General features: G+C 59.9%; 21 protein-coding genes and 2 pseudogenes. 12 read left to right on the top strand and 11 right to left on the bottom strand.

Annotated features, from left to right (window positions below):
* Window positions 1-164 precede the first annotated feature (164 nt).
* From AC4IHP_RS18925 to AC4IHP_RS18935, 3 genes are read left to right on the top strand one after another with little or no spacing between them, the layout of a single operon-like run.
* Window positions 165-824: a paraquat-inducible protein A gene (locus AC4IHP_RS18925; RefSeq protein ID WP_460121467.1), complete on the top strand. Its 660-nt coding sequence runs from the start codon at window positions 165-167 to the stop codon at window positions 822-824.
* Window positions 811-1,434 carry a paraquat-inducible protein A gene (locus tag AC4IHP_RS18930; RefSeq protein ID WP_071173597.1) on the top strand — a complete coding sequence of 208 codons (624 nt, stop codon included), beginning with the start codon at window positions 811-813 and terminating at the stop codon, window positions 1,432-1,434. Before AC4IHP_RS18925 ends, AC4IHP_RS18930 begins: the two co-directional genes overlap by 14 nt.
* Window positions 1,427-3,730: a PqiB family protein gene (locus AC4IHP_RS18935; protein WP_460121465.1), complete on the top strand. Its 2,304-nt coding sequence runs from the start codon at window positions 1,427-1,429 to the stop codon at window positions 3,728-3,730. Before AC4IHP_RS18930 ends, AC4IHP_RS18935 begins: the two co-directional genes overlap by 8 nt.
* A 176-nt stretch (window positions 3,731-3,906) precedes the next feature.
* On the opposite strand, the gene mksF is transcribed toward AC4IHP_RS18935, so the two are convergent.
* The 3 genes from mksF to mksB are packed head-to-tail and all read right to left on the bottom strand — an operon-like array spanning window position 3,907 to window position 8,715.
* Window positions 3,907-6,747, bottom strand: a complete 2,841-nt coding sequence (gene mksF, locus AC4IHP_RS18940) for an Mks condensin complex protein MksF (RefSeq protein WP_041480021.1) — start codon at window positions 6,745-6,747, stop codon at window positions 3,907-3,909.
* Entirely contained in the window at window positions 6,744-7,445 is a 702-nt protein-coding gene (gene mksE, locus AC4IHP_RS18945) for an Mks condensin complex protein MksE (RefSeq protein WP_016773189.1), read from the bottom strand. Before mksE ends, mksF begins: the two co-directional genes overlap by 4 nt.
* On the bottom strand, window positions 7,435-8,715 hold the full coding sequence (gene mksB / locus AC4IHP_RS18950) for an Mks condensin complex protein MksB (RefSeq protein WP_177435465.1): 1,281 nt from the start codon (window positions 8,713-8,715) through the stop codon (window positions 7,435-7,437). The genes mksE and mksB overlap by 11 nt, the downstream gene beginning before the upstream one ends.
* 232 nt (window positions 8,716-8,947) lie before the next feature.
* Here mksB and AC4IHP_RS18955 point away from each other — a divergent pair, with 232 nt between their 5' ends.
* A complete protein-coding gene (locus tag AC4IHP_RS18955) occupies window positions 8,948-9,694 on the top strand; it encodes an energy transducer TonB (RefSeq protein WP_490832491.1) in 747 nt (248 codons plus the stop codon).
* Window positions 9,687-10,139 carry a ribosomal protein S18-alanine N-acetyltransferase gene (gene rimI / locus AC4IHP_RS18960; protein WP_076564123.1) on the top strand — a complete coding sequence of 151 codons (453 nt, stop codon included), beginning with the start codon at window positions 9,687-9,689 and terminating at the stop codon, window positions 10,137-10,139. The genes AC4IHP_RS18955 and rimI overlap by 8 nt, the downstream gene beginning before the upstream one ends.
* 119 nt (window positions 10,140-10,258) lie before the next feature.
* Here the strand turns inward: rimI and AC4IHP_RS18965 are convergent, their stop codons facing one another.
* Window positions 10,259-10,663 (bottom strand): serine kinase/phosphatase, encoded by a 405-nt coding sequence (locus tag AC4IHP_RS18965; RefSeq protein ID WP_460121462.1) that lies wholly within the window; start codon window positions 10,661-10,663, stop codon window positions 10,259-10,261.
* A 140-nt stretch (window positions 10,664-10,803) separates the two neighbouring features.
* On the opposite strand from AC4IHP_RS18965, the gene can reads away from it, so the two are divergent.
* Window positions 10,804-11,448 (top strand): carbonate dehydratase, encoded by a 645-nt coding sequence (gene can, locus AC4IHP_RS18970; protein WP_039761245.1) that lies wholly within the window; start codon window positions 10,804-10,806, stop codon window positions 11,446-11,448.
* Window positions 11,449-11,456: 8 nt separating this feature from the next.
* Here the strand turns inward: can and AC4IHP_RS18975 are convergent, their stop codons facing one another.
* Both AC4IHP_RS18975 and AC4IHP_RS18980 read right to left on the bottom strand, forming a co-directional pair.
* On the bottom strand, window positions 11,457-11,981 hold the full coding sequence (locus AC4IHP_RS18975; protein ID WP_460121460.1) for an SET domain-containing protein: 525 nt from the start codon (window positions 11,979-11,981) through the stop codon (window positions 11,457-11,459).
* A 170-nt stretch (window positions 11,982-12,151) separates the two neighbouring features.
* Window positions 12,152-13,324, bottom strand: coding sequence for a hypothetical protein (locus tag AC4IHP_RS18980; RefSeq protein ID WP_490832444.1), 1,173 nt, complete (start codon window positions 13,322-13,324; stop codon window positions 12,152-12,154).
* A 241-nt stretch (window positions 13,325-13,565) separates the two neighbouring features.
* Between AC4IHP_RS18980 and AC4IHP_RS18985 the strand changes: the two genes are divergently transcribed.
* Window positions 13,566-13,832: a nucleotidyltransferase family protein gene (locus AC4IHP_RS18985; protein ID WP_122745976.1), complete on the top strand. Its 267-nt coding sequence runs from the start codon at window positions 13,566-13,568 to the stop codon at window positions 13,830-13,832.
* A complete protein-coding gene (locus AC4IHP_RS18990; RefSeq protein ID WP_129997694.1) occupies window positions 13,829-14,173 on the top strand; it encodes a HepT-like ribonuclease domain-containing protein in 345 nt (114 codons plus the stop codon). Before AC4IHP_RS18985 ends, AC4IHP_RS18990 begins: the two co-directional genes overlap by 4 nt.
* A gap of 36 nt (window positions 14,174-14,209) precedes the next feature.
* Here AC4IHP_RS18990 and AC4IHP_RS18995 read toward each other — a convergent pair whose 3' ends face one another.
* Window positions 14,210-15,628, bottom strand: coding sequence for a short-chain fatty acid transporter (locus AC4IHP_RS18995; RefSeq protein ID WP_016773194.1), 1,419 nt, complete (start codon window positions 15,626-15,628; stop codon window positions 14,210-14,212).
* 343 nt (window positions 15,629-15,971) lie between these two features.
* Between AC4IHP_RS18995 and AC4IHP_RS19000 the strand changes: the two genes are divergently transcribed.
* From AC4IHP_RS19000 to AC4IHP_RS19015, 4 genes and pseudogenes are all read left to right on the top strand, one after another.
* Window positions 15,972-17,285, top strand: coding sequence for an MFS transporter (locus AC4IHP_RS19000; protein ID WP_490832445.1), 1,314 nt, complete (start codon window positions 15,972-15,974; stop codon window positions 17,283-17,285).
* A 204-nt stretch (window positions 17,286-17,489) separates the two neighbouring features.
* Window positions 17,490-18,176 (top strand): annotated as a pseudogene (locus AC4IHP_RS19005) (PAS domain-containing protein); the annotation flags it as partial.
* Between the two features lie 102 nt (window positions 18,177-18,278).
* Window positions 18,279-18,716: pseudogene (locus tag AC4IHP_RS19010) on the top strand (methyl-accepting chemotaxis protein); the annotation flags it as partial.
* Window positions 18,717-18,896: 180 nt separating this feature from the next.
* Window positions 18,897-19,496: a flavin reductase family protein gene (locus AC4IHP_RS19015; protein ID WP_490832446.1), complete on the top strand. Its 600-nt coding sequence runs from the start codon at window positions 18,897-18,899 to the stop codon at window positions 19,494-19,496.
* Between the two features lie 54 nt (window positions 19,497-19,550).
* Here AC4IHP_RS19015 and ggt read toward each other — a convergent pair whose 3' ends face one another.
* The 4 genes from ggt to AC4IHP_RS19035 all read right to left on the bottom strand — a co-directional run bounded on the left by ggt (window position 19,551) and on the right by AC4IHP_RS19035 (window position 22,502).
* On the bottom strand, window positions 19,551-21,383 hold the full coding sequence (gene ggt / locus AC4IHP_RS19020; protein ID WP_490832447.1) for a gamma-glutamyltransferase: 1,833 nt from the start codon (window positions 21,381-21,383) through the stop codon (window positions 19,551-19,553).
* Between the two features lie 216 nt (window positions 21,384-21,599).
* Window positions 21,600-21,866: a bacteriocin immunity protein gene (locus AC4IHP_RS19025; protein WP_490832448.1), complete on the bottom strand. Its 267-nt coding sequence runs from the start codon at window positions 21,864-21,866 to the stop codon at window positions 21,600-21,602.
* On the bottom strand, window positions 21,863-22,129 hold the full coding sequence (locus AC4IHP_RS19030; RefSeq protein ID WP_490832449.1) for a bacteriocin immunity protein: 267 nt from the start codon (window positions 22,127-22,129) through the stop codon (window positions 21,863-21,865). The genes AC4IHP_RS19025 and AC4IHP_RS19030 overlap by 4 nt, the downstream gene beginning before the upstream one ends.
* A gap of 97 nt (window positions 22,130-22,226) precedes the next feature.
* The gene (locus AC4IHP_RS19035) at window positions 22,227-22,502 is read right to left on the bottom strand and encodes a bacteriocin immunity protein (RefSeq protein ID WP_122693172.1); all 276 of its coding nucleotides are present in this window, start codon (window positions 22,500-22,502) and stop codon (window positions 22,227-22,229) included.
* Between the last annotated feature and the right edge of the window lie 6 nt (window positions 22,503-22,508).

The raw sequence follows: 22,508 nt of genomic DNA on the forward strand, positions 1-22,508 counted from the left end.
TAGGTCATCGTCAAGATTAAATTCCGAAACCCCAATTGCGAAAGCAATTGGGGTTTTGTTTTGCCTGCGAGAAAGTTTTTCAGAGCTTCGGCGAACAAAATTGCACAGTTATTTTCGAAGCAGAACACTAGAATAGCCCCATCTTTTTCGGAGCCAGAGCCTGTATGTCAGAATCGGTTGACGCCCCCGGGCTGTCAGATTTACCGCTGGAAGACTTGATAGCCTGTCACGAGTGCGACCTGCTGATGCGCAAGCCGACACTTGCCCATGGTGAGAAGGCTCTCTGCCCGCGCTGCGGCTACGAGTTATATGCGCACCGCCATAACGTGGTGCAGCGCAGCCTCGCCCTGGTGATCGCGGCGTTATTACTTTACGTACCGGCAAACTTTTTACCCATCATGCAACTCAATATCCTCGGGCAATCGTCGCAGGATACGGTCTGGAGTGGCGTGGTCGGCCTGTTCAACACCGACATGCAAGGAGTGTCGATCGTCGTCTTCCTCTGCAGTATGGCGATACCGTTGCTCAAGTTGCTGTGCCAGCTGTTTGTGTTACTGACGATTCGTTTCGATGTCGGCCGAAGCTACGGTTTGCTGCTCTATCGCATTTATCACCATCTCAGAGACTGGGGCATGCTCGAGGTCTACCTCATGGGCGTCTTGGTCGCGATCGTGAAGCTGGCGGATATGGCAGCTATCACCGTCGGCCTCGGGCTGGCATGTTTCATTGGCTTGTTGTTGCTACAAGTCTGGCTGGAAGTGGTGATGTCACCGCATCAGATCTGGCAGGCATTATCAGGAGAGGATGCCCATGCGGGCGATTGATGCGGGGATTCTGGTATGTACCGAATGCCACGAACTGAACAAGCAGGAAGCTGACGTCGACGAGCAGAGCTGCACCCGCTGCGGCGCGCAGGTTCACGCTCGCCGCCCCAACAGCCTGACCCGCACCTGGGCGCTGTTGATCACGGCAGCCATTATCTATATTCCGGCGAATGTCTTGCCGATCATGACCGTCAGTTCTCTGGGCCAGGGAGAGCCGAGCACCATCATGTCCGGCGTGATTGAGCTGGTGCAGCACGGCATGATTCCGATCGCGAGCGTGGTGTTCATCGCCAGCATTCTGGTGCCCACGTTCAAGCTGGTGGGCATCGCGCTTTTGCTGTTTTCCGTGCAGCGTCGGCAGCCATTGTCGGCCCGTCAGCGTATCTGGATGTACCGTTTCATCGAGTTCATTGGCCGTTGGTCGATGCTCGATATTTTTGTGATCGCCATTCTCGTGGCGGTCGTCAACTTCGGCCGGATAGCCAGTGTCGAAGCCAATCTGGGCGCCGTCGCCTTCGCCTCTGTGGTGATTCTGACGATGCTCGCCGCAGTTACTTTCGATCCCCGACTGATTTGGGATAACACGGAGTCGGACGACGACCATGACTGATTTGCCTGTAGCGAAAACCCGACCGGCTTCGAACTGGTCTGCCATTTGGGTGCTGCCTCTGATCGCGCTGATCATCGGCGGCTGGCTCGGCTGGCGTGCTTATTCCGAGACCGGCATCGAGATTCAGGTGCGCTTTGAAAGTGGCGAAGGTATCCAGGCCAACAAGACTGAAGTTGTCTACAAAGGCATGCCGGTCGGCAAGGTCAAGACGCTCAAGCTCGACGATGAAGGCAACTCCAAAGGAGTGATCGCCACCATCGAGATGAACAAGGACGTCGAGCAATATCTCAAGACCAGCACACGGTTCTGGCTGGTCAAACCGAGCGTGACCCTGGCCGGTATTACGGGTCTGGAAACGCTGGTCTCGGGTAACTACGTCGCCATCAGTCCCGGTGAAGGCGAGCCTGTGCGCAAGTTCAAGGCATTGGCTGAGGAGCCGCCGCTGTCCGACGCCAAGCCCGGCCTGCACCTGACCATCAAGGCTGATCGCCTCGGTTCGTTGAATCGTGGCAGCCCGGTGTTCTACAAGCAGATCAAAGTCGGTCAGGTCAAAAGCTACGTGCTTTCCGAGGATCAGAGCACCGTTGAGCTGAAGGTGTTCATCGAGCCGACCTACGCCAAACTGGTGCGCAAACACACACGTTTCTGGAACGCCAGCGGCATCAGCATCGACGCCAACCTGTCCGGTGTGAAAGTCCGCAGCGAGTCCTTGGCCAGCATCGTCGCTGGGGGCATCGCCTTCGCCACGCCGGAGAATCGCAAGGACAGCCCCGCGACCGATCCGAGCCTGCCGTTCCGTCTCTATGAAGACTTCGACGCCGCCGCCGCCGGGATTCGCGTGAAGGTCAAACTCAGCGATTTCGAGGGCCTGCAGGCCGGTCGAACGCCGGTGATGTACAAAGGCATTCAGGTCGGCAACCTGAAAGCGTTGAAGGTCGATCCGGACCTGAACAGCGCCACCGCCGAACTGACCCTTGATCCATTGGCCGAAGACTATCTGGTTGAGGGCACGCAGTTCTGGGTGGTCAAACCGTCGATTTCTCTCGCCGGTATTACCGGCCTGGAAGCGCTTGTTAAAGGTAACTACATTGCCGTGCGTCCGGGCGACAAAGGCGCTGCGCCAAAGCGTGAATTCGAAGCACGACCAAAAGCACCGCCGCTTGACCTGCGATCGCCGGGCCTGCATCTGGTGCTGTTCACCGATTCGCTGGGCTCGATCGATGTCGGCAGCCCGATTCTGTACAAGCAGGTCAAGGTTGGTTCGGTGCAGAGCTACCAGTTCTCCCGAACCAAGAAACAACTGGTCATTGGCGTGCACATCGAGAAGGAATACGAAAACCTGGTCAACGCCTCGACGCGCTTCTGGAACGTCAGTGGGATTACCCTCACGGGTGGCTTGACCGGTGGAATTCAGGTGAAGAGTGAATCCCTGCAAACCCTGATGGCCGGCGGTATCGCATTCGAAACGCCGCAAGCCAATGCGCCCCTGAAGAAACGCATTCCACGCTTCCGTCTGTTTGCCGATCACGACGAGGCCAACAGGAAAGGCGCAGTAGTGACTATCAAGGTCGATCGCGCTGACGGTTTGAGCAGCGGCACGCCGGTGCGTTTCAAGGGGCTGGATGTCGGCAAGATCGAGAGCGTGGATCTCACCGACGACATGCAGTCGGTAATCCTCACCGCTCGCATCACCGAAGTGCCGGAAAAGATTGCGCGGGTCGGCAGTCAGTTCTGGGTGGTCAAGCCGGAGCTGGGCCTGATCAAGACGCAGAACCTGGAAACGCTGGTCACCGGCAAATACATCGAAGTCCAGCCGGCAGCGAAAAATCTCGGGCCGCAAAAGAACTTCGTTGCGTTGGCCGAAGCACCGGAAGTCACCAGGCAGGAAGCCGGTTTGAGTCTGGTGTTGAGCGCTGCACGTCGCGGCTCGCTGAAGCCCGGCGTACCAGTGACCTATCGTGAAATCACCGTCGGCAAGGTGACCGGTTATGAGTTGGGGCAGACCGCTGACCGTGTATTGGTGCACATCCTGATCGAGCCGAAGTACGCGCCATTAGTGCGCAGCGGCAGCCGCTTCTGGAACACCAGCGGCGTGGGCTTCGATTACGGGTTGTTCAAAGGCGTGACGGTGCGCACCGAATCGCTGGAGACGCTGATTCAGGGCGGAATTGCCTTCGCCACCCCGGATGGCGAGCGCATGGGCAATCCGGCGCGGGCCGAGCAGACGTTCCCGCTGTTCGACAAGTTCGAGGATGAATGGCTGACCTGGGCGCCGAAGATTCAGCTTGGTAAATAGCAGCATCTGTTGAGACGCCTTCGCGAGCAGGCTCGCTCCCACAGGGAACGCATTCCAACTGTGGGAGCGAGCCTGCTCGCGAAGGGGCCAGCCAAATCAACACAAAATCCAGGCCATAAAAAAGGGCCGCGATCCCATCGGATCGCGGCCCTTTTTTTGCCTTCAGCTAAAGCCGATCAAACCGCATCCAGCTCCGGCTCATCGGCCTGCACATTCAGTGTGGCCTTGACCACATCATGCCGGCGGATGTACTTCCAGTCCGCTTCGTCGATGTAGATACCGGCCGGGCCGCTGCCGCCTTCCAGGTCGATCGCGACACTGGCGCAGACCTGCGGCTTCACACTCGCCAGAATCGGCACGAAGCCCAGTTGCAGACTGGTTTCAAGCAGCGCCGCCTGGTTCTTCTCATCGATGTCTGCCGCCTCATCGAGGTAGTACGGCAGGCGCACGCGACCGGCCAGATCGCGATCCATCAAGTGCAGCAACAAGTACATGTTGGTCAGCGCCTTGATGGTCATGGTCGTACCGTTGGACGCGGCGCCGTCGATGTCGGTGTGGATTACCGGTTGGCCGTTGACCTTGGTGATCTCGAAGGCCAGTTCGAACAAGTCCTTGAGGCCGAGCTGGTTGTGGTTCGCCGCCACCAGCCGCGCCAGGTATTCCTTGGCCTCTTCGTTCTTGTTGTCCTGCTCGGCGCTCTGGCTGAGGTCGAACACCGACAGGGTTTCGCCTTCCTCATATTGCCCGGCGCTGTGGATGATCTGGTCGATGTGCTTGAGCGCTTCCTTGTTCGGCGCGAGGACGATGCGGAAGCTCTGCAGGTTGGAAACCTGACGCTTGTTGATCTCGCGGTTGAACAGCGCCAGTTGATGCTCGAGGCTGTCGTAATCGCTGCGGATATTGCGCAGGGTGCGGGCGATGTCGGTGACCGCCGCGCGCCGCGCCTTGCCCAAGGTCAGCGCTTCATCAGTGCGGTGCGCGTAAGCGTTGATCAGCAGCGACAAACGCCGCTCCATGTCGTCTTCGCTGTCGAACTTGGCCACGCCTTTGAGACGCACCTGCGCATACAACGCCTCGATCTGCCCATCGGCACGCAGCAGGCCCTGCCAGCTGTCCTGATAGTCGTTGAGCAGCGGCAGCAGGTTGTCCATCGAATCATCGACCGGATCCATGAACGGCGTGCCGAACGGCAGATCCGCCGGCAGCAACTGACGACGACGCAGCGCATCGTCGAGCGTGCGTTGCTTGGCTTCCATATCAGCGATCTGCCGGCCAACCAGTTGCAGCTTGGCCGACAGTTGCTGGACGCGCTCGGTGAAGGCATCGCTGGAGCGCTTGAGTTCGTCCTGCGCGGCTTCCATCTGCGCCAGTTGCTCGAGCTTGTCGCTTTCTTCGGCGCTCAGCGTCTGGGTGCGACGGAAATCTTCCAGCGCCTTCTGTGCGTCCAGCACCTGCTGGTATAGCGCCTCGGTCTGGGTCTTGCTCGCAGCGCGGTCGGCAGCCACGGCTTGCTGGGTTTTCAGTTGCTTGAGCTCTTTTTCCAGACGCTCTTTCTGATCACGCAACGCGGCGCGGTCGGCCAGTGCTTGCAGGGCCGGCGGCTCGATGTGCGAGATGTCGATAGACAGGCCCGGCACTTCGAAACGCTCGCCCTTGAAGCCATCAAGAATCAGCTCGACCGATTTGACCCACTCGCCGTTCTCGTCGAGGGTGATGCCGTGCTCGCCCAGCGGCAAGCTGAACAGCGCGCTGTTGAACAGGCGCATCAGGCGTTCGACGTCCTGTTGCGAGAACTCTTCGCGCAGACGGGCGTAGCTGTTGTTATCAGCGTGATCGAGTTGCTGCTTCACCGATTTCAGGCGTTTTTCCAGATCGCGAAGGCGCTCTTCCAGATCTTCGGCGCTGAACTGACGCGACTGCGCCAAGGCACCGGCCAATTCATCGTGGGCATCCTTGGCGGCGAGCAATTGTTGCTCGAGCACTTTGACGTCATCGACCAGAGCGAAGCGGTTCTTCAGCACCGACAACTCGCCGAGCCAGCGCTGAATGCCGGAAATCTCCCGCTCCAGACGCATCAGTTCCTGGGTGCCGCCGCGCTGATCGTTTTGCAGATCGTCCTGCTCGCGACGGTAGTGCTCGGCCTGGATGGTCAGCTCTTCCTTGCGCGCAGTGGCGTAGTCCGACCAGGTGCCGAGCAGGGAATCGAGCAGCGGCGACAGGCGATGCAGCTTGCCGCGCAGCACATCGCGCTGTTTCACGCCGTTGGCCAGCGCTTCAACCAATGGGCCGGCGGCGACCAGCGAGTTGTAGTCCTGCTCCATGCGCCGCACATCGCGGAAGGCTTCTTCGCACGCGGCGATGTAATCGACGCTACCCGAACGCAGGCTGTGTTCGAAGGCATCGAGGAACAGCTGCTTGAGCTTGGCCGCGGTGATTTCGCGCATGTGCAGCAGGTTGATGAACAGCGCGCGGAAGGTTTTCAGGCTCTGCTCGCTGGTGGAGCGCAGCGGGATCAGCGTCAGGTCGAGCGGGATCGACGTGTGGCCACCAACCAGCAAGCGGCGCAGTTCATCGGGCTTGAGTTCGTAAGCCTTCAGGCCTTCTTTTTCGAGATTGCTGAACAGTTCTTTCTGGCGCAGGCAGGTGTCGTTTTTCTGGTAGTGGGCCAGGTCGAGCTTGCCGGCGTAGGCGAAGAACTGGTGACCGAAACCACCGCCCGGGCCGCGACCGACCACGCCGATCACGTGGGGGCCATGGGGCAGGTTGACTTCGACGAGGATGTAACTGGTGTCGGAGGCGAAGTAGAAGCGCCGCGATTGTTCGAGGCTGTACTTGCCGAAACTCATGTCCGACATACGCGCCAGAATCGGGAACTGCAAGGCGTTGATCGACGCCGATTTACCGAGGTTGTTCGCGCCGTAAACCGACAATGGTTCTTCCAGCGGGAACAGACCGAGGCTGTAGCCGGCGGTGTTCAAAAGAGCAAAGCGGCGGATGCCGTAGCGTTCCTGGCTCATGCATCGGACTCCTGTTCTTCAGCAATGGCGCGGGCCAGTGCGTCTTCTTCGCTTTCTTCTTCAAACTCGCTCAAATCCAATGGATCGTCGGTTTCGAGGAATTTCGCTTCGGCTTCTTCGTCGATCAGCACCGGCGCCGGCAGCGGCAATACGCTGTGCACGCTGGCTGCCAGGTCGCGGTCCTGCTGCACCGACAGGCACACGTCGAGGAAACGGTGCATCGGCGGCAGGAAGCGGTAGACACCGTTTTCTTCGCCGGCGAAACCGAGCTGGGTCATGCGGCGCATGATTTTTTCTTCGAGTTCTTCGACGGTCTGCACTTCGGCCTGAATGAACAGGTCGCGGTACTTGTCCAGCAGCGACGGCAGTTCTTCACGGCCGAGGCTGCCGCCATCGAGCACGGCAATCGGGTCGCGGCCCTGATCGGCCAGGTGCTCGACGAGGATGAAGGTGAACAGCGCCAGACGCTGGGCGGTCTTGTTCACCGCTGCGGCGGCCATGTCCGGCACGAAGTAGTAGAAACCACGGGTGTCGCAGACCAGTTCGAAGCCCAGCGCCTTGAACAGCGTGCGGTACTGGTCCTGGAAATTCGACAGTTGCGCGTACAGCTCGGGATCACGGCGGCTGACGTGGTAACCCTTGAACAACTCGCGGAAGATCGGCGCCAGTTGCGACAGTTCGGAAAGATCAAGATGCATTTGGGATGCTCGCAGAATCCTCGGCGGCGGGATCGCTGGCCGAGAGCAGGGCGAAGGAGCGCAGGCTGACCTGGTGCTCGTGAGTGTGATATTCGCGGCGTTCCAGACGCTCGCGCTTGAAGCGTTTTTCCCGCGACAGGCGCGAGAACCAGTAAAGCAATTCGTCGGTCGCGCCGTCCGGTTCCTGCTCCAGCAGCCAGGTCATCAGATCCGGCATCGGCAACGATTCTTCGCAACGATCGACCATCTCGCGCACGGTGCGGGGGGCTCGTGGCGCGTCGCCCGCCTTCTGGGTTTTGTGCGCCTTGGGGAAGCGCGCCGGCTTTGGCTCGAAACGCGCCAGCGCATAAACGTAGGCTTCGACCTGACTGGCGCTACCGAGAAAGGTGCTTTGCGGACGGGTGAACAGTGGCATCGCCGCTTGCGGCACGGCGTCGATACCTTTGCGGCGAATTGCCGCCAGCGCCAGTGCGGCGCCACGGGTCACGGCGTTGTGCCGACGCGCTTCTTCACGCAACGGCAGCAGCAGTTCGCGGGCATGACGCAGGGTCAACTGCGCGCTGGTCTGCATTTCCAGAATGCGCGCGTGGGTGCGCAGGAGCATGTCGTCATCGACCAGATGGCCGAGGCGCTGCTGTTCGCTGAGCATCTTCAGCAGCACCGTTTCGACCTTGCGCACGCCTTGTTCGAAGGCGCCGTCGGCGTTGACCAGATCGATCATCGGCTCGACGTATTCGTCCCACGTCGCCAGGACTTCGGCGTAACGCTGACGCAGCGGAATCTGCCGGTCGCTGGTCTTCGCCCGTTCGGCGACGGCGACCAGTGCCTGTTCGTCGTTGTCGAGTTTCTTCAGTACGTCGCGCACGCGCATGTCGAGCAACCGCAACTGGCGCGCCAGATCGTTGCCGTCACGAACGTCGAAGGCATCCTGGATGTAACCGGCCAGACGTTCGAGGTGACGCAGGTAGGCTTCGATTTCCAGGCACAGACCGAGGCGGTGTTCGCGGCGCAGGTAGGCGAGGAAGTCGTGGATCTGCGCGTTGAGCTCGAAGCGGTTCGGGCTTTTCGCCACCGGAACCAGAATATCGAGGCGAATCCACACGTCGAGCAGGCTGGTGATGTCCTGCGGCGTGCTGTCGAGTTGTTGGGCGGCCAGTTGCGTGCGCAGTTCGTTGAGGCTCAGGGTGCCTTGGTCGAAGTGCTCGCACAGTGGCTCCAGAAGTGCCCAGTGTTCAGCGAGGGCGCGCAAGACGCGCTTGGGTTCGATCATCGGAATGGCCGGCTGGTTGGCGATTAAAAGCGGCGATTGTACTGCATCACAGGCGCGGCGATTCACTCTCGGGACGGGCTGTCGCATTCTTTGGCCAAAGGGCAGCGGCGCGGGGTATCGATCAACAGCGAGCGATCTTGTACGAAGGGCGGTAGAATCAGCGCACTTTCCGTTATCCACAAGTGGCCGACCTTTGCTTATCGAGTCCCGCCGCCGCGCCTATTTGAACGCCATGCAGGTGGTCAACTGGCTGCCGCGCACCGAACTGCCTTTCGCCGCACCGTCGCGGCCCGAGCTGCTGGAGATGCCCGAGCCTGAGCTTGAGGTTCCGGTTACTCCGGCGCCTCAGGCCGAAGCACCGGTGCAGCCTGCCGCACGCCCGGCCGAGCGGCCGAAAATCGAAGTGCCGCGCCCCTCGCTGGCCAGCACCCGCAATGGCGCAAAACCGGTGGAAGAAGTCGACGAGACGCCGGTGGTGGTCAAGCCTGCGCCAGTGCCGCCGCCGCGTTTCGCCCTGCAACTGCTGCGCGCCGGGCGTTGCCTGCTGCTGGTCGAGTTACCCACAGGCGAAGCGTTTCAAAGTCGCGATCCGGCCTACCTGCTGCTCAAGGACATGCTGCGCGCCGCCGGTCTGCCGGATGCGCCGCAAATCGTCGGCGAACCGGTGCGCTGGCCGTGGCTCAATCGCGGCACGCTGGATCAAGGCCCGGAAGCGGCGCGCGACTTCGTGCAGGGTTTCCTTTCGGTGCAGATGGAAGCGGCACCCTGCGCCTGTCTGTGGCTGATTGGCTTGCCGGCGGTGAAGTTTGCCGGAGAAGCGGACGCCGAAGCATTCAATCGTGAACTGCAGATCGAAGGTCTGGGCCTGGCCTGGGCGATTCCCGGTCTGGAACTGTTAATGGAAGAGCCACAGCGCAAGGCCGCTGTGTGGCAAGCCATGCGTCGGCTGATGGCGCGCTGGAAACAATCCGATGAGTGAGGCTGTAACCTTTCGCCCGATGACCGAGGCGGATCTGGACGCTGTGTTGAAGATCGAATACGCCGCGTACAGCCATCCGTGGACCCGGGGGATTTTTCTCGATGGCCTGGGCAAATACCAGATCTGGCTGATGTTCGAAGGCCAGCAGCAGGTTGGCCACGGCGTGGTGCAGATCATTCTTGATGAGGCGCACCTGCTCAATATCACGGTCAAACCGGAAAATCAGGGGCGTGGTTTGGGGCTGACGTTGCTCGAGCATTTGATGTCGCGGGCGTATGCGGCTGAGGCTCGGGAATGTTTTCTCGAAGTGCGCGACAGCAATACTGCTGCGTTCAGGTTGTATGAGCGGTATGGCTTCAACGAGATTGGCCGGCGTCGCGATTATTATCCGGCGGTGGGCGGGCGTGAGGATGCTGTGGTGATGGCCTGTACCCTTGTTGACTGAGGCCCTGTAGGAGCTGCCGAAGGCTGCGATCTTTGATCTTGCTTTGGATTTTACAAAAACAAAATCAAAAGATCGCAGCCTTTGGCAGCTCCTGCAGGGAGCGAATTTCAGTCAGTTGATCACCGCTTGCCATCCAGCGGATCCAGATCCGCCAGTTCCGCTTCATCCAGCCCGTCACCGCCGCCGATGTCGTTTTCACCGACCTCGCTCAAATCCCAATCCGCCGGATTGCCCTCACCGAGTTCATCGGCATCGCGCGCGCCGTCCTCGCGAATCAACGTTTCCGGGCTCAGGTCATCATCGGTTGGCTGATGATCATCCACCGAAGCCCCGGTCATACCCGCTTCACGCACCCGCTCAGCCGGCATCAACTGGTCGCGTTCGCGCTCGGGCAGCTCATCGCCGATTTTCGCACTGGGCTCTTCGTCGTCAAAATCCAGCTCGTGCACCGAGCCCATGCGGTCTTCGTTATCGTCGATGGGTTCCGGTTGCACCGCATCATATGGGCGTCGTGAATCAGTCATGGCAATTCCTCATACTGTGGGCCTTACTGAGTGGACTCACCGGGCGCGCGAGAATTCCAACGGAAACACTTTGCACTGGTGGCGTGACTTCGACGGGTGGTCGTCTATCAAACCTGCGCATCTTTCTTGAGGCCTTATCCATGCACGATCTACAAGACCTGATTGATAACAACGAGCGTTGGGCTGACGCGATCACCAAGGAAGACCCGGACTTCTTCGCCAAACTGGCGCGCCAGCAGACTCCGGAATACCTGTGGATCGGCTGCTCTGACGCACGCGTGCCGGCCAACGAAATCGTGGGCATGCTGCCGGGCGATCTGTTCGTGCACCGCAACGTCGCCAACGTTGTCCTGCACACCGATCTCAACTGCCTGTCGGTGATCCAGTACGCGGTGGATGTGCTCAAGGTCAAACACATCCTCGTCACTGGCCACTACGGCTGCGGCGGCGTGCGTGCGTCGATGCAGGATCGTCAGTTCGGCCTGATCGACGGCTGGCTGCGGTCGATTCGCGATCTGTACTACGAGAAACGCGAAGAGCTGGCCAAGCTGGCGACCGAAGAAGAGCAGGTCGACCGCATGTGCGAACTCAACGTGATCCAGCAAGTGGCCAACGTCGCGCACACCAGCATCATCCAGAACGCCTGGCATCGCGGACAGCCGCTGTCGATCCACGGCTGCATCTACGGGATCAAGGATGGCCGCTGGAAAAGTCTCAATACCACCATCAGTGGTTTCGAACAATTGCCGCCGCAATATCGTCTGCGCCCGGTCGGGGCGCCGTAACCTCGGCTTCAACCTCGCCCCGTGTGACGCCAGCGCTGTAAAAAGCGCTGGCCTTCTGGCGTGGGTGGTTCGTTGTAACCGGTTATCCAGCCACGGCAGCGCGGCGAGCCGCAATCACAGGCGAACTGGCGCAGCAGTTTATCTTCGGTCGATGCGTAGTCGATGCTCAGGCGTTCGCCGCTGTGGATATCTTTCAAGGCCCACAGCCACAACTCACTCATGTCGAGAAATACATTCGGATCGCAGGCGTGTTCAAGGACACCGCAAAAGCGCGGATCGTAAACGTGGATGCCGGTTTGCAGCTGACGTGTCTGCCGACTGCGGTAGGGCAGCAATTGCCCTGACACCCGGCACATTCGGCTGATACGCAGAAATTCCCGGCGCGCGACCACTCCCGTGGCCACGCCTCGTTCGTCGTGGATGATCTGGAAGTCGTCGCAGGATGGAAAGCCCAGCCGCACGGGAAGTCCGGCGAACGGATAGATGCCTTCTGTATCGCGCGGCAGGTGCCGGCCCATGGCTTGATTGTTCATAACGATCCTTGTTGGTGGTATTGCCTCCGGGTTGTCCCCACGCCCGCCAGGCGAGGCATGATTGGATCCAAGCGTCGCGCAATTGAAACTACCGGTCTACTGTCAAACCTGACAGGCGCGATCACCGTTATCCCGCGTCAGCATTGGCTGACACGGGGCTCCGGTAGCGATTACAGAGCGGGTGCGGGCACGGCGGCCGCAGGTAGTGGTGCTTTCAGCTGCTGCAGTTGTGTCTTGACCGGTGGTGTGGCGCACTTGGCAGCCGCTTCTGCGGCGCTGAGATCGCGGATCGAGGTGTAGAACAACTCGCAGGTTTTGACCTTTTGCGTCACCTGCCATGTTTGCGTGCAACTGTTCAGCGTGGCCTGCGCATCGCTGTCCGGTTTGCTGCCCATGCCGGCCTGCCAGCAAGCCGCGCTCAAATCCTGGCCCATGACTTTCAGGCCCGCCGCGTCAGCCTTGGCCTGGGCATCGTCGCCGGTATAGCTCTTCGGATCGGCGGCGTACCAGATGTAACTCGGATGATTCGAGCCGAGCACCGGCACATTCACCCCTTCGCTCGGACTGATGCTCGCCAGCCCCAATACGCCAACCGTCGGCCCATATTGCTCCTTGATCCAATTGCGCACCGGCGCCCCGAACGCAACCATCGGCAATGTCGTGCCGCTGGCGGTCTGGCTGAACTGCTTGACCAGCGTGGTCTGGTAATCCTTGAAGTAGTCGTAGACGTCCTCCAGATCCCCGCCGGCATTGGACGGCGCGGCGATCGGGGCGATGTCGATGATGGTCTGGTAAGCCGGCGTCTGCCCGGCAGGGATGCCGTTATCGGTCAGCAAAGTCGCCCAGCGATCGGTGGTGTTCGAACGCAGATAGTCCTGCGCCTGGGTTAGCGAGTAATCGGGTGGGAAGTGCAGCAACTCGACGCTCTTGCGATTTTCCAGGGCCATGCCCAGCGGCAGGAACAGATACCAGCTATAGGCCCATTTGCCATCGGCATTGAGCTTGCTGGCGCCGGCATAAGCCAGATCCCCGGCGTCGAGCAAAGCCGACAGCGGCTTATCATAGCCATCCGGCACTCCGGTGATCTCGGCGTAGAGCTGATCGTTGTCGGTCTTTACCAGCACCTTGGCATCGGCGTACCCGTCGCGCTGTACGCTCTGGCTCAAGTAATGAGCGACGGTCTGCTCCAGCGTCCAGTTGCGAAAGCAGATCACGCTGCAATTGTTGGGGTAGGCGAAGAGGCGGGTGACGCGCTCTGTGCTGCCCAGTTTCACGTCGACATCGGCGTGAGCGGCGGCGCTTAGCGTCAGTGCAACGAGGGTAAGTCGTGCGAGTTTGAACATGCTCAGATCCTTTTCAGCGTGGGTTCCCCTCGATTTGGGGGCGCTTCATAGTGGATCAGCGGTGTTTGACAGAAAAGCGGTTGAGTATGGATTCTTGCCTGAATGCGGTATTACCCAAGCAGCGCACATATTGTTACGGCTGTGCCAACAAGCACGCTGCCTGGTGCGCGTCCGCACTGCTAGACTGCAGCGACATCGAATTTTCCAAGGGTGAGTCATGAAGCCTTCTACTGCTCTCGACATGCAAAGGTCCGCCGTCCGCGAAGTGATCAGGCGCTTTCGTGTGGCCAACCCGCGTGTATTTGGTTCAGCATTGCTGGGGACGGATCTGGACGGTAGCGATCTCGATCTGCTGGTTGACCCGCTGCCCGGCACGACGCTTTTTGATCTGGGCGGACTTCAGGTTGAGCTTGAAGACCTGCTGGGTGTTGCGGTCGAGGTGCTGACCCCCGGCGACCTGCCAGTGAAATTTCGTCAGCAGGTGCTTGATCAGGCGCGACCCGTATGAACGAGAACCGGCGAGATGATTATCTTGAACATATTCGTCAGGCCGCGAGCGATGCGCTTATCTTCGTCGAGGGCCTGAACAAAGATGAATTCGCTGAAGATAAGAGAACGCAACAAGCGGTGATCATGAGCCTGATCATCATTGGAGAGGCAGCGACCAAGATCATGGATCGTTACCCTGAGTTCACTGTTGAAAACGCGCAGGTGCCGTGGCGCAGCATGCGTGGGATGCGTAATCGAATTGCTCACGGTTATTTCGATATCAATCTGGACGTTGTCTGGGAAACCGTTCAGGTTGCGTTGCCTGCACTGTTGAAGTCCCTTCCGACCGCTCAAGGTTGAATACGCCTGTCCGCAGACAGGCGAATTAAAGTCTACCTACGGCATCACCGGCGGCGTATACGCCAATGTCGTCCCCAGCGCCCACAACAACAGCAGCACCAGCGGAGTGTGCACCAGCAGTTGTACGAACGAGAAGCCTATCAAGTCCCGCGCCTTCAACCCGAGCACGCCAAGCAGCGGCAGCATATAGAACGGGTTGATCAGGTTCGGCAGGGCTTCGGCGGCGTTGTAGATCTGCACTGCCCAGCCGAGGTGGTATTGCAGGTCGTTGGCCACTTGCATCACGTAGGGCGCTTCGATGATCCATTTGCCGCCGCCGGACGGGATGAAGAAACCAAGGATCGCCGAATACACACCCATGAGCAGCGCGTAGGTGTCGTGGGAGGCGATGCTGACGAAGAAGGTCGAGATGTGATGCGCGAGGGTTTGCGCATCGGCGCCTTTGACCGTGGTCATCAGCGCGGCGATCGAACCGTACAACGGAAACTGGATCAACACGCCAGTGGTGGTCGGCACCGCACGGGCCACCGCATCGAGGAAGCTGCGCGGTCGCCAGTGCAACAGCGCGCCGAGCATGATGAACAGGAAGTTGTAGGTGTTCAGCCCGGAAATCGCAGTGATCGCCGGTTTGGTCGAGAACTCGTGAAACAGCCATCCTGCTGCCAGCAGCACCAATACGATGATCAGCAACGGGCTGTGTTCCAGCCATTCGCCTGGACGCGTGCGCGGTTGCAGCGGCGGCAGATTGAACGCCGGGTCGATGCCGCAGGCCTTGGCGTCGCGTGCCGAGTTGGGGCCAGGCGCGGTCGCATAGGCGATGATGATCGAAATCACGATCAGTGCCAGCAGCATCACCCCGGACTGCCAGAGAAAAATGGTCTCGGTGAACGGGATCACGCCAGTGATCGACAGGATCGACGGCGGCAGGCTGCCGGGGTTGGCCTGCAACTGTGCGGCTGACGATGACAAGCCCAGCGCCCACACCGCGCCCAAACCTAGATACGCAGCGGCACCGGCGGCGCGGTAATCCATTTTCAGGTCGGTGCGGCGGGCGAGGGCGCGTACCAGCAGCCCGCCGAATACCAGCGACAGGCCCCAATTGAGCAGCGATGCAACCATCGAAATCAATGCCACCCAGGCCACGGCGGAGCGGCCGTTTTTCGGGATCCGTGCCAGTTTGTCGATCAGTTTGACCGCAGGCGGAGAACTGGCGACGACATAGCCGCCGATCACCACAAAGGCCATCTGCATGGTGAACGGGATCAGGCTCCAGAAGCCGTCGCCGAACGCCATCGCTGCAGCGGTGGGTTTGGCGCCCATGGCCAGAGTGGCCAGCGCAACGATGATCACGGCCAGCGCGGCGAATACCCAGGAGTCGGGAAACCAGCGTTCGGCAAAACTGGAACAGCGCAGGGCAAAGCGCGCGGAGCGGCTATCTTCGATATCAACGGCCACGGGAAGTACCTCGGATTTTTTATGGTTATTTTGATCCGTGGGAGCAGTCGCCCGGCTCGACAGCCACAGAGATCCCCTGTGGGAGCGAGCCTGCTCGCGAAGACGTCGGCACATTCAGCATCAGGTTGTCTGAACTGACGCTTTCGCGAGCAGGCTCGCTCCCACATGGGCGGCTGGTCGGTGTTGGCGTGGTCCCTTGGACAGGCACTAACAGTAAATCAAGCGCCGCCCTTTTGTTGAGCAAGTTTTCGCAAACCGAGACTATGGTCTGACGGGTTGTCGATCAGCGCTTTTGCGTAGACCATGAGCGCCTTGGTTTTTGCCGATGCCTGAGTTCTTTGTCATGACTGCCAATTCTCCAGCCCGACCGGCGCCGTTCAGCCGTGCCGACTACAAGACCCTCGGCCTTGCGGCGCTCGGCGGGGCGCTGGAAATCTACGATTTCATTATCTTCGTATTCTTCGCGCTAACCCTGAGTCAGCTGTTCTTCCCCCCGGAAATGCCCGAGTGGCTGCGTTTGCTGCAGAGTTTCGGCATCTTCGTCACCGGTTATCTGGCGCGGCCGCTGGGCGGGATTCTGATGGCGCATTTCGCCGACCGTCTGGGCCGCAAAAAGGTGTTCAGCCTGAGCATCCTGATGATGGCGCTGCCGTGCCTGCTGATCGGGATCATGCCGACCTACGCACAGATCGGCTATTTCGCCCCGTTATTGTTGTTGGCGCTGCGCATCCTGCAAGGTGCGGCGGTAGGCGGCGAAGTGCCGAGTGCCTGGGTGTTCGTCGCCGAGCATGCGCCTGTCGGCCATCGTGGTTACGCCTTGGGATTTCTGCAGGCTGGCCTGACCTTCGGTTACTTGATCGGCGCACTCACGGCGACCTTCCTGGCGCAGGTTTTCACGCCTGCCGAAATTCTCGATTACGCCTGGCGCTATCCGTTTCTGCTCGGTGGCGTGTTCGGCGTGGTGGGCGTTTATCTGCGCCGCTGGCTCAGCGAAACCCCAGTGTTCATGGCCATGGAAGCGCAACGCGAAGCGCGAGTCGAACTGCCGTTGCGCACGGTATTGCGCGAACATCGTCTGGCCATGCTCCCGGCCATGTTGCTCACCTGCGTACTCACCTCGGCAGTGGTGGTGTTCGTCGTCATCACTCCGACCATGATGCAGAAAACCTTCGGCATGACCGCCAGTCACACCTTCGGCCTCAGTGCGCTGGGAATCGTCTTCCTCAATATCGGCTGCGTGATCGCCGGTCTGCTGGTCGACCGCATCGGCGCCTGGCGCACGGTCATGCTCTACAGCCTGTTGCTGCCATTGGGCATTGGTGTGCTGTATGGCTGCCTGATCATGGGCGGGCATTGGATCGGCATTGCTTATTCGGTCGCCGGTCTTGCTTGTGGGGTAGTGGGCGCGGTGCCTTCGGTGATGGTCGGGTTGTTCCCGGCGCGGATTCGCGTGTCGGGCATTTCCTTCACCTACAACATTGCCTACGCGGCGTGGGCGAGTATCACACCGCTGTTGCTGATTGGTCTGATGCCGTGGAGCCCGTGGGTCTGCGTGATCTTCTGTGCAGTGATGGGCGCGGTGGGGATTGTGACGGCGGCGTATTTCGGTGCGCGCATGCCACGTACCGGACCATGTCAGGCTGCCGGCGCGGCCTGAGCCGCAAGCGTCGGGTTATTTTCGACTGACGGGGCTGGAGCTGGCTTCAGAAAAGCTGCGCAAGGCCGATGGCTAGGTTGTATCCGCTAACTACCCTGCCATCGGTGCTTTCCCATGTTCAATAAACGCTTGAACCAAGAGCTGGCTGCTCTGCGCGAAGAACTCTCCAGCCTTGTACAAGTGAAGGAAAGCCTGGAAAGCGAAATGCTCGCGCTGACCCTTGAGCCCGATGGGCGGATTCGTTCGGTCAACCAGAATTTTCTCGATGAAATGATCTACAAGAGCCATGATCTGATCGGCCGAGCAATCGAAGACATCGTCCCGGCCCATGTCAAATCCGACGAATTCCATCAGCGCTTCAAGAACTCGATGAGCCGTGGCGAGCATTTTGCCGGCGCCGTGCGCCTGTTGCGCGGCAATGGCGACGAGGCGTGGCTGCGTTCCATCGTGCAACCGGTGCGCTCGTCTGATGGGCGGATCAGACACATTTCCTTCTACGCCAGCGACCTGACCCGCACCATCGAAGCCTCCCGCGAGCATGAGAACCTGATCGGCGCGCTGGTGCGCTCCACCGCCGTGATCGAGTTCGACCTCAACGGCAATGTGCTCAGCGCCAATGATCGCTTCCTCAACGGCATGGGTTACAGCCTGGCGCAGATCAAAGGCAAACATCACCGCACGTTCTGCGCCCCGGAAGAATACAACAGCGCCGAGTACCAGAACTTCTGGCGGCGCTTGAACAGCGGTGAGTTCGTCGCTGGCCGCTTCAAACGTATCGACAGCCATGGTCGTACGGTGTGGCTGGAAGCGTCCTACAACCCAGTGGTGGATGCCAACGACAGACTGTACAAAGTGGTGAAGTTCGCCACGGTGATCACCGATCAGGTCAACCGCGAGCAGGCGGTTGCCGATGCAGCGAGCATCGCTTACAGCACCTCACAACAAACCGACAGCACCGCGCAACGTGGCACCACGGTCGTCACCGAAGCGGTCAACGTGATGCGCGATCTGTCGCGGCACATGCAGGCCGCTGGCGAAGGTATCGAGGCGCTGAACGAGCAGTCGCTGGTGATCGGCACGATCGTCAAAACCATCAGCGGCATTGCCGAACAGACCAACCTGCTGGCGCTCAACGCCGCGATCGAAGCCGCCCGGGCCGGCGAGCAGGGCCGTGGTTTTGCCGTGGTCGCGGACGAGGTCCGGCAACTGGCCTCGCGCACCAGCCAGGCGACTGAAGAGATCGTCACCGTAGTGCGGCAGAACCAGGAAATGGCGCGCAACGCCGTGGCCCTGATGACCGACGGCAAGCTTCAGGCTGAACAGGGCCTGGCGCTGGCGGCGGAGGCGGGCACGGTGATCGTCGAGATTCAGGACGGTGCGCAGAAAGTGGTGGATGCGGTGGGGCAGTTTGCCAATCAGCTCTCTCACTGACCTGCACGCCGACCCCTGTAGGAGCTGACGAGTGAAACGAGGCTGCGATCTTTTGTTGGGAATTCAAGCATCAGAGCCAGGATCAGAAGATCGCAGCGTTCCGCAGCTCCTACAGTTTTCACCAACAGATCTTTCGGGGCTGGCGCTACAATCGGCTCCTTTTCCTCCGGAGCAGATCCCATGAGCGCCTCCCACCGCCGTCCGGTGCCTCTGAACAAAGCCTACCGCCTGCTCAACCACGGGCCGACCGTGCTGGTCAGCGCCGCTCACGACGGCCAGCGCAATATCATGGCCGCCGCCTGGGCCATGCCGCTGGATTTCGAACCGCCGAAAGTCGCCGTCGTCCTCGACAAATCCACCTGGACTCGCCAGTTGCTCGAAGTCTCCGGCACTTTTGTGCTGAATGTGCCTTGCGTCAATCAGGCCGATATCGTGCAAACCGTCGGCAACACCTCCGGCCTGGAAATCACCCGCAACCAAGGTCAGGACAAGTTTCAGGCGTACGGCCTGCAAACCTTCGCTGGCGAACAGATTGAAGCGCCGCTGCTCGAGGGCTGTGTCGCCTGGCTCGAATGCCGCCTGCTGCCGGAGCCGCGTAATCACGAGCAATACGACCTGTTCCTTGCCGAAGTCATCGCCGCCCGGGCCGACGAGCGTGTGTTCAGCGATGGGCGCTGGCATTTCGAAGGGCAGAATGGATTGCGTACCTTGCACCATGTCGCGGGCGGGCATTTCCTGAAGATTGGTGACGGAGTGGACGGCAAGACGTTGGCGGTCTGATTAATTCCTGGGAGAAGGCCTGCTGCTCGACAGGCCTTTTTTCAATGCAGTGTTTCAGTCCCCCAACGCCTCTCCCTCACGCCGAGGATCGGCACCCCCCGTCAATGTCGCTTTGCCCTGCGCATCCTTCACCCGCACGATCGCTTGGGTGCCGCTGGTCATGTCGATTTCGCTGAGCGTGTGGCCCTTGTCCTTGAGTGCCTGAATCAGCGCCGGGCTGAACTGTCCCTGTTCCAGTTCGGTGGGGCCGTTGCGGCTGCCGAAATTGGGCAGGTTGATCGCACTTTGTGCATCGAGGTTCCAGTCGAGCAGGCCGATGGTGGTTTTGGCTACGTATTCGATGATTTGCGAACCGCCGGGCGAGCCGACCGTGGCGACGAATTCACCAGTGTTGCGATCAAAGATCAGTGTCGGCGCCATCGACGAGCGTGGGCGTTTGCCCGGTTCGACGCGGTTCGCGACTTTCTGCCCGTTCTCTTCGGGGATGAACGAGAAGTCGGTCATCTGGTTATTCAGCAGAAAACCCTGAACCATCAGGTGCGAGCCGAACGCGGCTTCGATGGTGGTGGTCATCGACACGGCGCCGCCGAGATCATCCACCGCGACCACTTGCGAGGTCGAGATGCGCAACGGCGAGCGGTCCGGTGCGTAGGCAACCTGTACGCCCGGCGGTGTGCCCGGTTTGGCGCTGCCCATGCTGCGCTCGCCGATCAGGCTGGCGCGGCTGGCCAGATAGGCAGGATCGAGCAACCCTTTGACCGGCACCGGGACGAAGTCGGTGTCGGCCACGTATTGCGCGCGATCGGCATAGGCCAGACGTTCAGCCTCGGCGATCAGATGCACCGCTTGCGGCGCCGGTTCGATGCCGGCCGGCCTATTGCTGTTCACTGGTTTGAGCGGGGTCAGCGACAGGCGTGGATCGCGAGACTCCAGCGCCTGCAACGTGCCGAGAATTTGCGCAACGGCAATCCCGCCCGACGACGGTGGCGGCATGCCGCAGACCTGCCATCGCTTGTAGTCGGTACACAGCGGCGCGCGCTCCTTGGCCTGATAACGCTGCAAATCGTTCAGCGACAGGCTGCCGGGATTAGAGTGTTGTTGTACCTTGGCAACGATCTCTTCGGCGATCGGACCTTTGTACAGCGCATCGGCACCTTCGCTGGCGATGCGTTTGAACACGGCGGCCAACTTCGGGTTTTGCAGGCGCGTGCCGACGGCTTTGACGCTGCCATCCTCATTCAGGAAGTACGCAGCCATGTCTGGCGACTGGCGTATCAGTGGATCGGCAGTCAGCAGCGAATGCAGGCGCGGGGAAATTGCAAAGCCTTGCTCGGCCAGTTTGATCGCTGGCTCAAACAGCTTCGCCCAAGGCAAGCGACCGTGTTGTCGATGCGCCAGCTCCAGCGCGCGCAATACCCCAGGTGTACCGACCGAGCGCCCGCCGATCTGCGCTTGCGTAAAGGCCATCGGTTTGCCGTCAGCCTTCAGGAACAGCTTCTCGGTGGCCCCGGCCGGGGCCGTTTCGCGGCCATCATAGGTGCGCACCTGCTTGCCATCCCACAACACAATCATCGCCCCGCCACCGATCCCGGAAGACTGCGGCTCAACCAGCGTCAACACCGCCTGCATCGCAATCGCCGCATCAATCGCCGAACCACCCTGACGCAACATCTCCCGCCCGGCTTCGGCCGCGAGTGGATTGGCAGCAGCGGCCATGTGTTTATTGGCGTGTCGGGTTTGCAGATCAGTGCGGTAACCGGAAGCGGCTTCCGGTGCCAGCGGCAACGAAGAAGAGGGCGGGGCGTTGCATGCGGTGAGGGTCAGAGCGCTGACAAGCAGTGTCAGGGCTGGCAGGCGAAAGCGCTTCAAGGGCTGGGCTGGAAACACGCGGGCTCTCCGTCCGTGGGGTAAAAGTCTTCGGGGACTTTATCGAGCGGGCCGGCGGGGTGCAAACTGCGTGGGGATTACAGCCCTCCCGCTCAGCGGCCGCGCCAATCGATTGGCCGACAACGATGCCCTTGTGGGAGCGAGCCTGCTCGCGAAAGCGGTAACTCAGGCGATGCGATCTTCTTGAGAGTGATGCAGGGTTAGTGAGTCAGAAACTTATTGCTTGAAGCCGGGTAGACCATGGGTACAGCGCCACTTTTTCACGATTTCGGTAATGCCCTCGGCTGTTTGTTGTTTCATATCCTCGGGCCAATAGATAAGGTCAGTGCCCGCTGGGTGCTCACACAGACGTACAAATTCAAACAACAGCGGATCGAGAATCTCGTCTGGGCTTGTGTTGGCTGCAAGAACAGATTGCACAAATATCAAGAATTCTGCTTCGGTGTAGTCAGCTATGCTTTGCTTGGTACGTTCTCTTATCATTGCTTGAAGCCCGACAGCCCATGGTCACTACGCCATTTCTTCAATGAGTCAATGATCCCCTGTGCCGAGTCATCGGCGCCATCTTCAGGGTAAAAAATCAAATCGGATCCTATTGGGTGTCCACAAATCAAATTGAAGTGAAGAACGAGCTTGCTTTCTTCTTTCTCGCTCCCCTCATTTCCGACAATGCGCTCAAGGAGGTTGATGAATTCTTGCTCGGTGTAATCTGACAAATCGTCTTTAATAAGGAATTCCGTTGCCATTGCCTATCTCCTGCACGAATCTTGGATATGTTGTGACGCAATAAATCCTAACAGCCAAAGTTAACTCAATGGCTCGAACTCTCAACGGCACGACTTATCAAGAGTCTTTGAACCCCGGCAATCCCTGTGCTGCTCGCCAGTCCCTGACACTTTGCATTACCCCCACAGGCGAGTTATCAGCACCAGGCTCCGGGTAGTAGATCAAGTCCGATCCTGCTGGATGCTCGCTGATTGTCTCGAAGTGTGCCAACAGTAAATCAGCACGATCATCGTTTTCAGCCTCTTCATCCTCTTTCGCGAGCTCTTGTAGTAGCGCGACGAATTCGGCCTCTGTGTACTCAGAAATGCTGGCTTTTAATAAGGTGTCTTTCATATTTGC

It is taken from the genome of Pseudomonas sp. UF-293 (assembly GCF_058245595.1).

Bases quoted from the DNA above. Each gene is read 5' to 3' on its own strand.
- mksB (WP_177435465.1), bottom strand. From the start codon at position 8,715: ATGATCGAACCCAAGCGCGTCTTGCGCGCCCTCGCTGAACACTGGGCA.
- mksF (WP_041480021.1), bottom strand. From the start codon at position 6,747: ATGAGCCAGGAACGCTACGGCATCCGCCGCTTTGCTCTTTTGAACACC.
- AC4IHP_RS18955 (WP_490832491.1), top strand. From the start codon at position 8,948: ATGCAGGTGGTCAACTGGCTGCCGCGCACCGAACTGCCTTTCGCCGCA.
- AC4IHP_RS19025 (WP_490832448.1), bottom strand. From the start codon at position 21,866: ATGATAAGAGAACGTACCAAGCAAAGCATAGCTGACTACACCGAAGCA.
- AC4IHP_RS18930 (WP_071173597.1), top strand. From the start codon at position 811: ATGCGGGCGATTGATGCGGGGATTCTGGTATGTACCGAATGCCACGAA.
- AC4IHP_RS18980 (WP_490832444.1), bottom strand. From the start codon at position 13,324: ATGTTCAAACTCGCACGACTTACCCTCGTTGCACTGACGCTAAGCGCC.
- AC4IHP_RS19030 (WP_490832449.1), bottom strand. From the start codon at position 22,129: ATGGCAACGGAATTCCTTATTAAAGACGATTTGTCAGATTACACCGAG.
- can (WP_039761245.1), top strand. From the start codon at position 10,804: ATGCACGATCTACAAGACCTGATTGATAACAACGAGCGTTGGGCTGAC.
- mksE (WP_016773189.1), bottom strand. From the start codon at position 7,445: ATGCATCTTGATCTTTCCGAACTGTCGCAACTGGCGCCGATCTTCCGC.
- rimI (WP_076564123.1), top strand. From the start codon at position 9,687: ATGAGTGAGGCTGTAACCTTTCGCCCGATGACCGAGGCGGATCTGGAC.
- AC4IHP_RS18990 (WP_129997694.1), top strand. From the start codon at position 13,829: ATGAACGAGAACCGGCGAGATGATTATCTTGAACATATTCGTCAGGCC.
- AC4IHP_RS18985 (WP_122745976.1), top strand. From the start codon at position 13,566: ATGCAAAGGTCCGCCGTCCGCGAAGTGATCAGGCGCTTTCGTGTGGCC.
- AC4IHP_RS19035 (WP_122693172.1), bottom strand. From the start codon at position 22,502: ATGAAAGACACCTTATTAAAAGCCAGCATTTCTGAGTACACAGAGGCC.
- AC4IHP_RS18935 (WP_460121465.1), top strand. From the start codon at position 1,427: ATGACTGATTTGCCTGTAGCGAAAACCCGACCGGCTTCGAACTGGTCT.
- AC4IHP_RS19000 (WP_490832445.1), top strand. From the start codon at position 15,972: ATGACTGCCAATTCTCCAGCCCGACCGGCGCCGTTCAGCCGTGCCGAC.
- AC4IHP_RS18975 (WP_460121460.1), bottom strand. From the start codon at position 11,981: ATGAACAATCAAGCCATGGGCCGGCACCTGCCGCGCGATACAGAAGGC.
- AC4IHP_RS18965 (WP_460121462.1), bottom strand. From the start codon at position 10,663: ATGACTGATTCACGACGCCCATATGATGCGGTGCAACCGGAACCCATC.
- AC4IHP_RS19015 (WP_490832446.1), top strand. From the start codon at position 18,897: ATGAGCGCCTCCCACCGCCGTCCGGTGCCTCTGAACAAAGCCTACCGC.
- AC4IHP_RS18925 (WP_460121467.1), top strand. From the start codon at position 165: ATGTCAGAATCGGTTGACGCCCCCGGGCTGTCAGATTTACCGCTGGAA.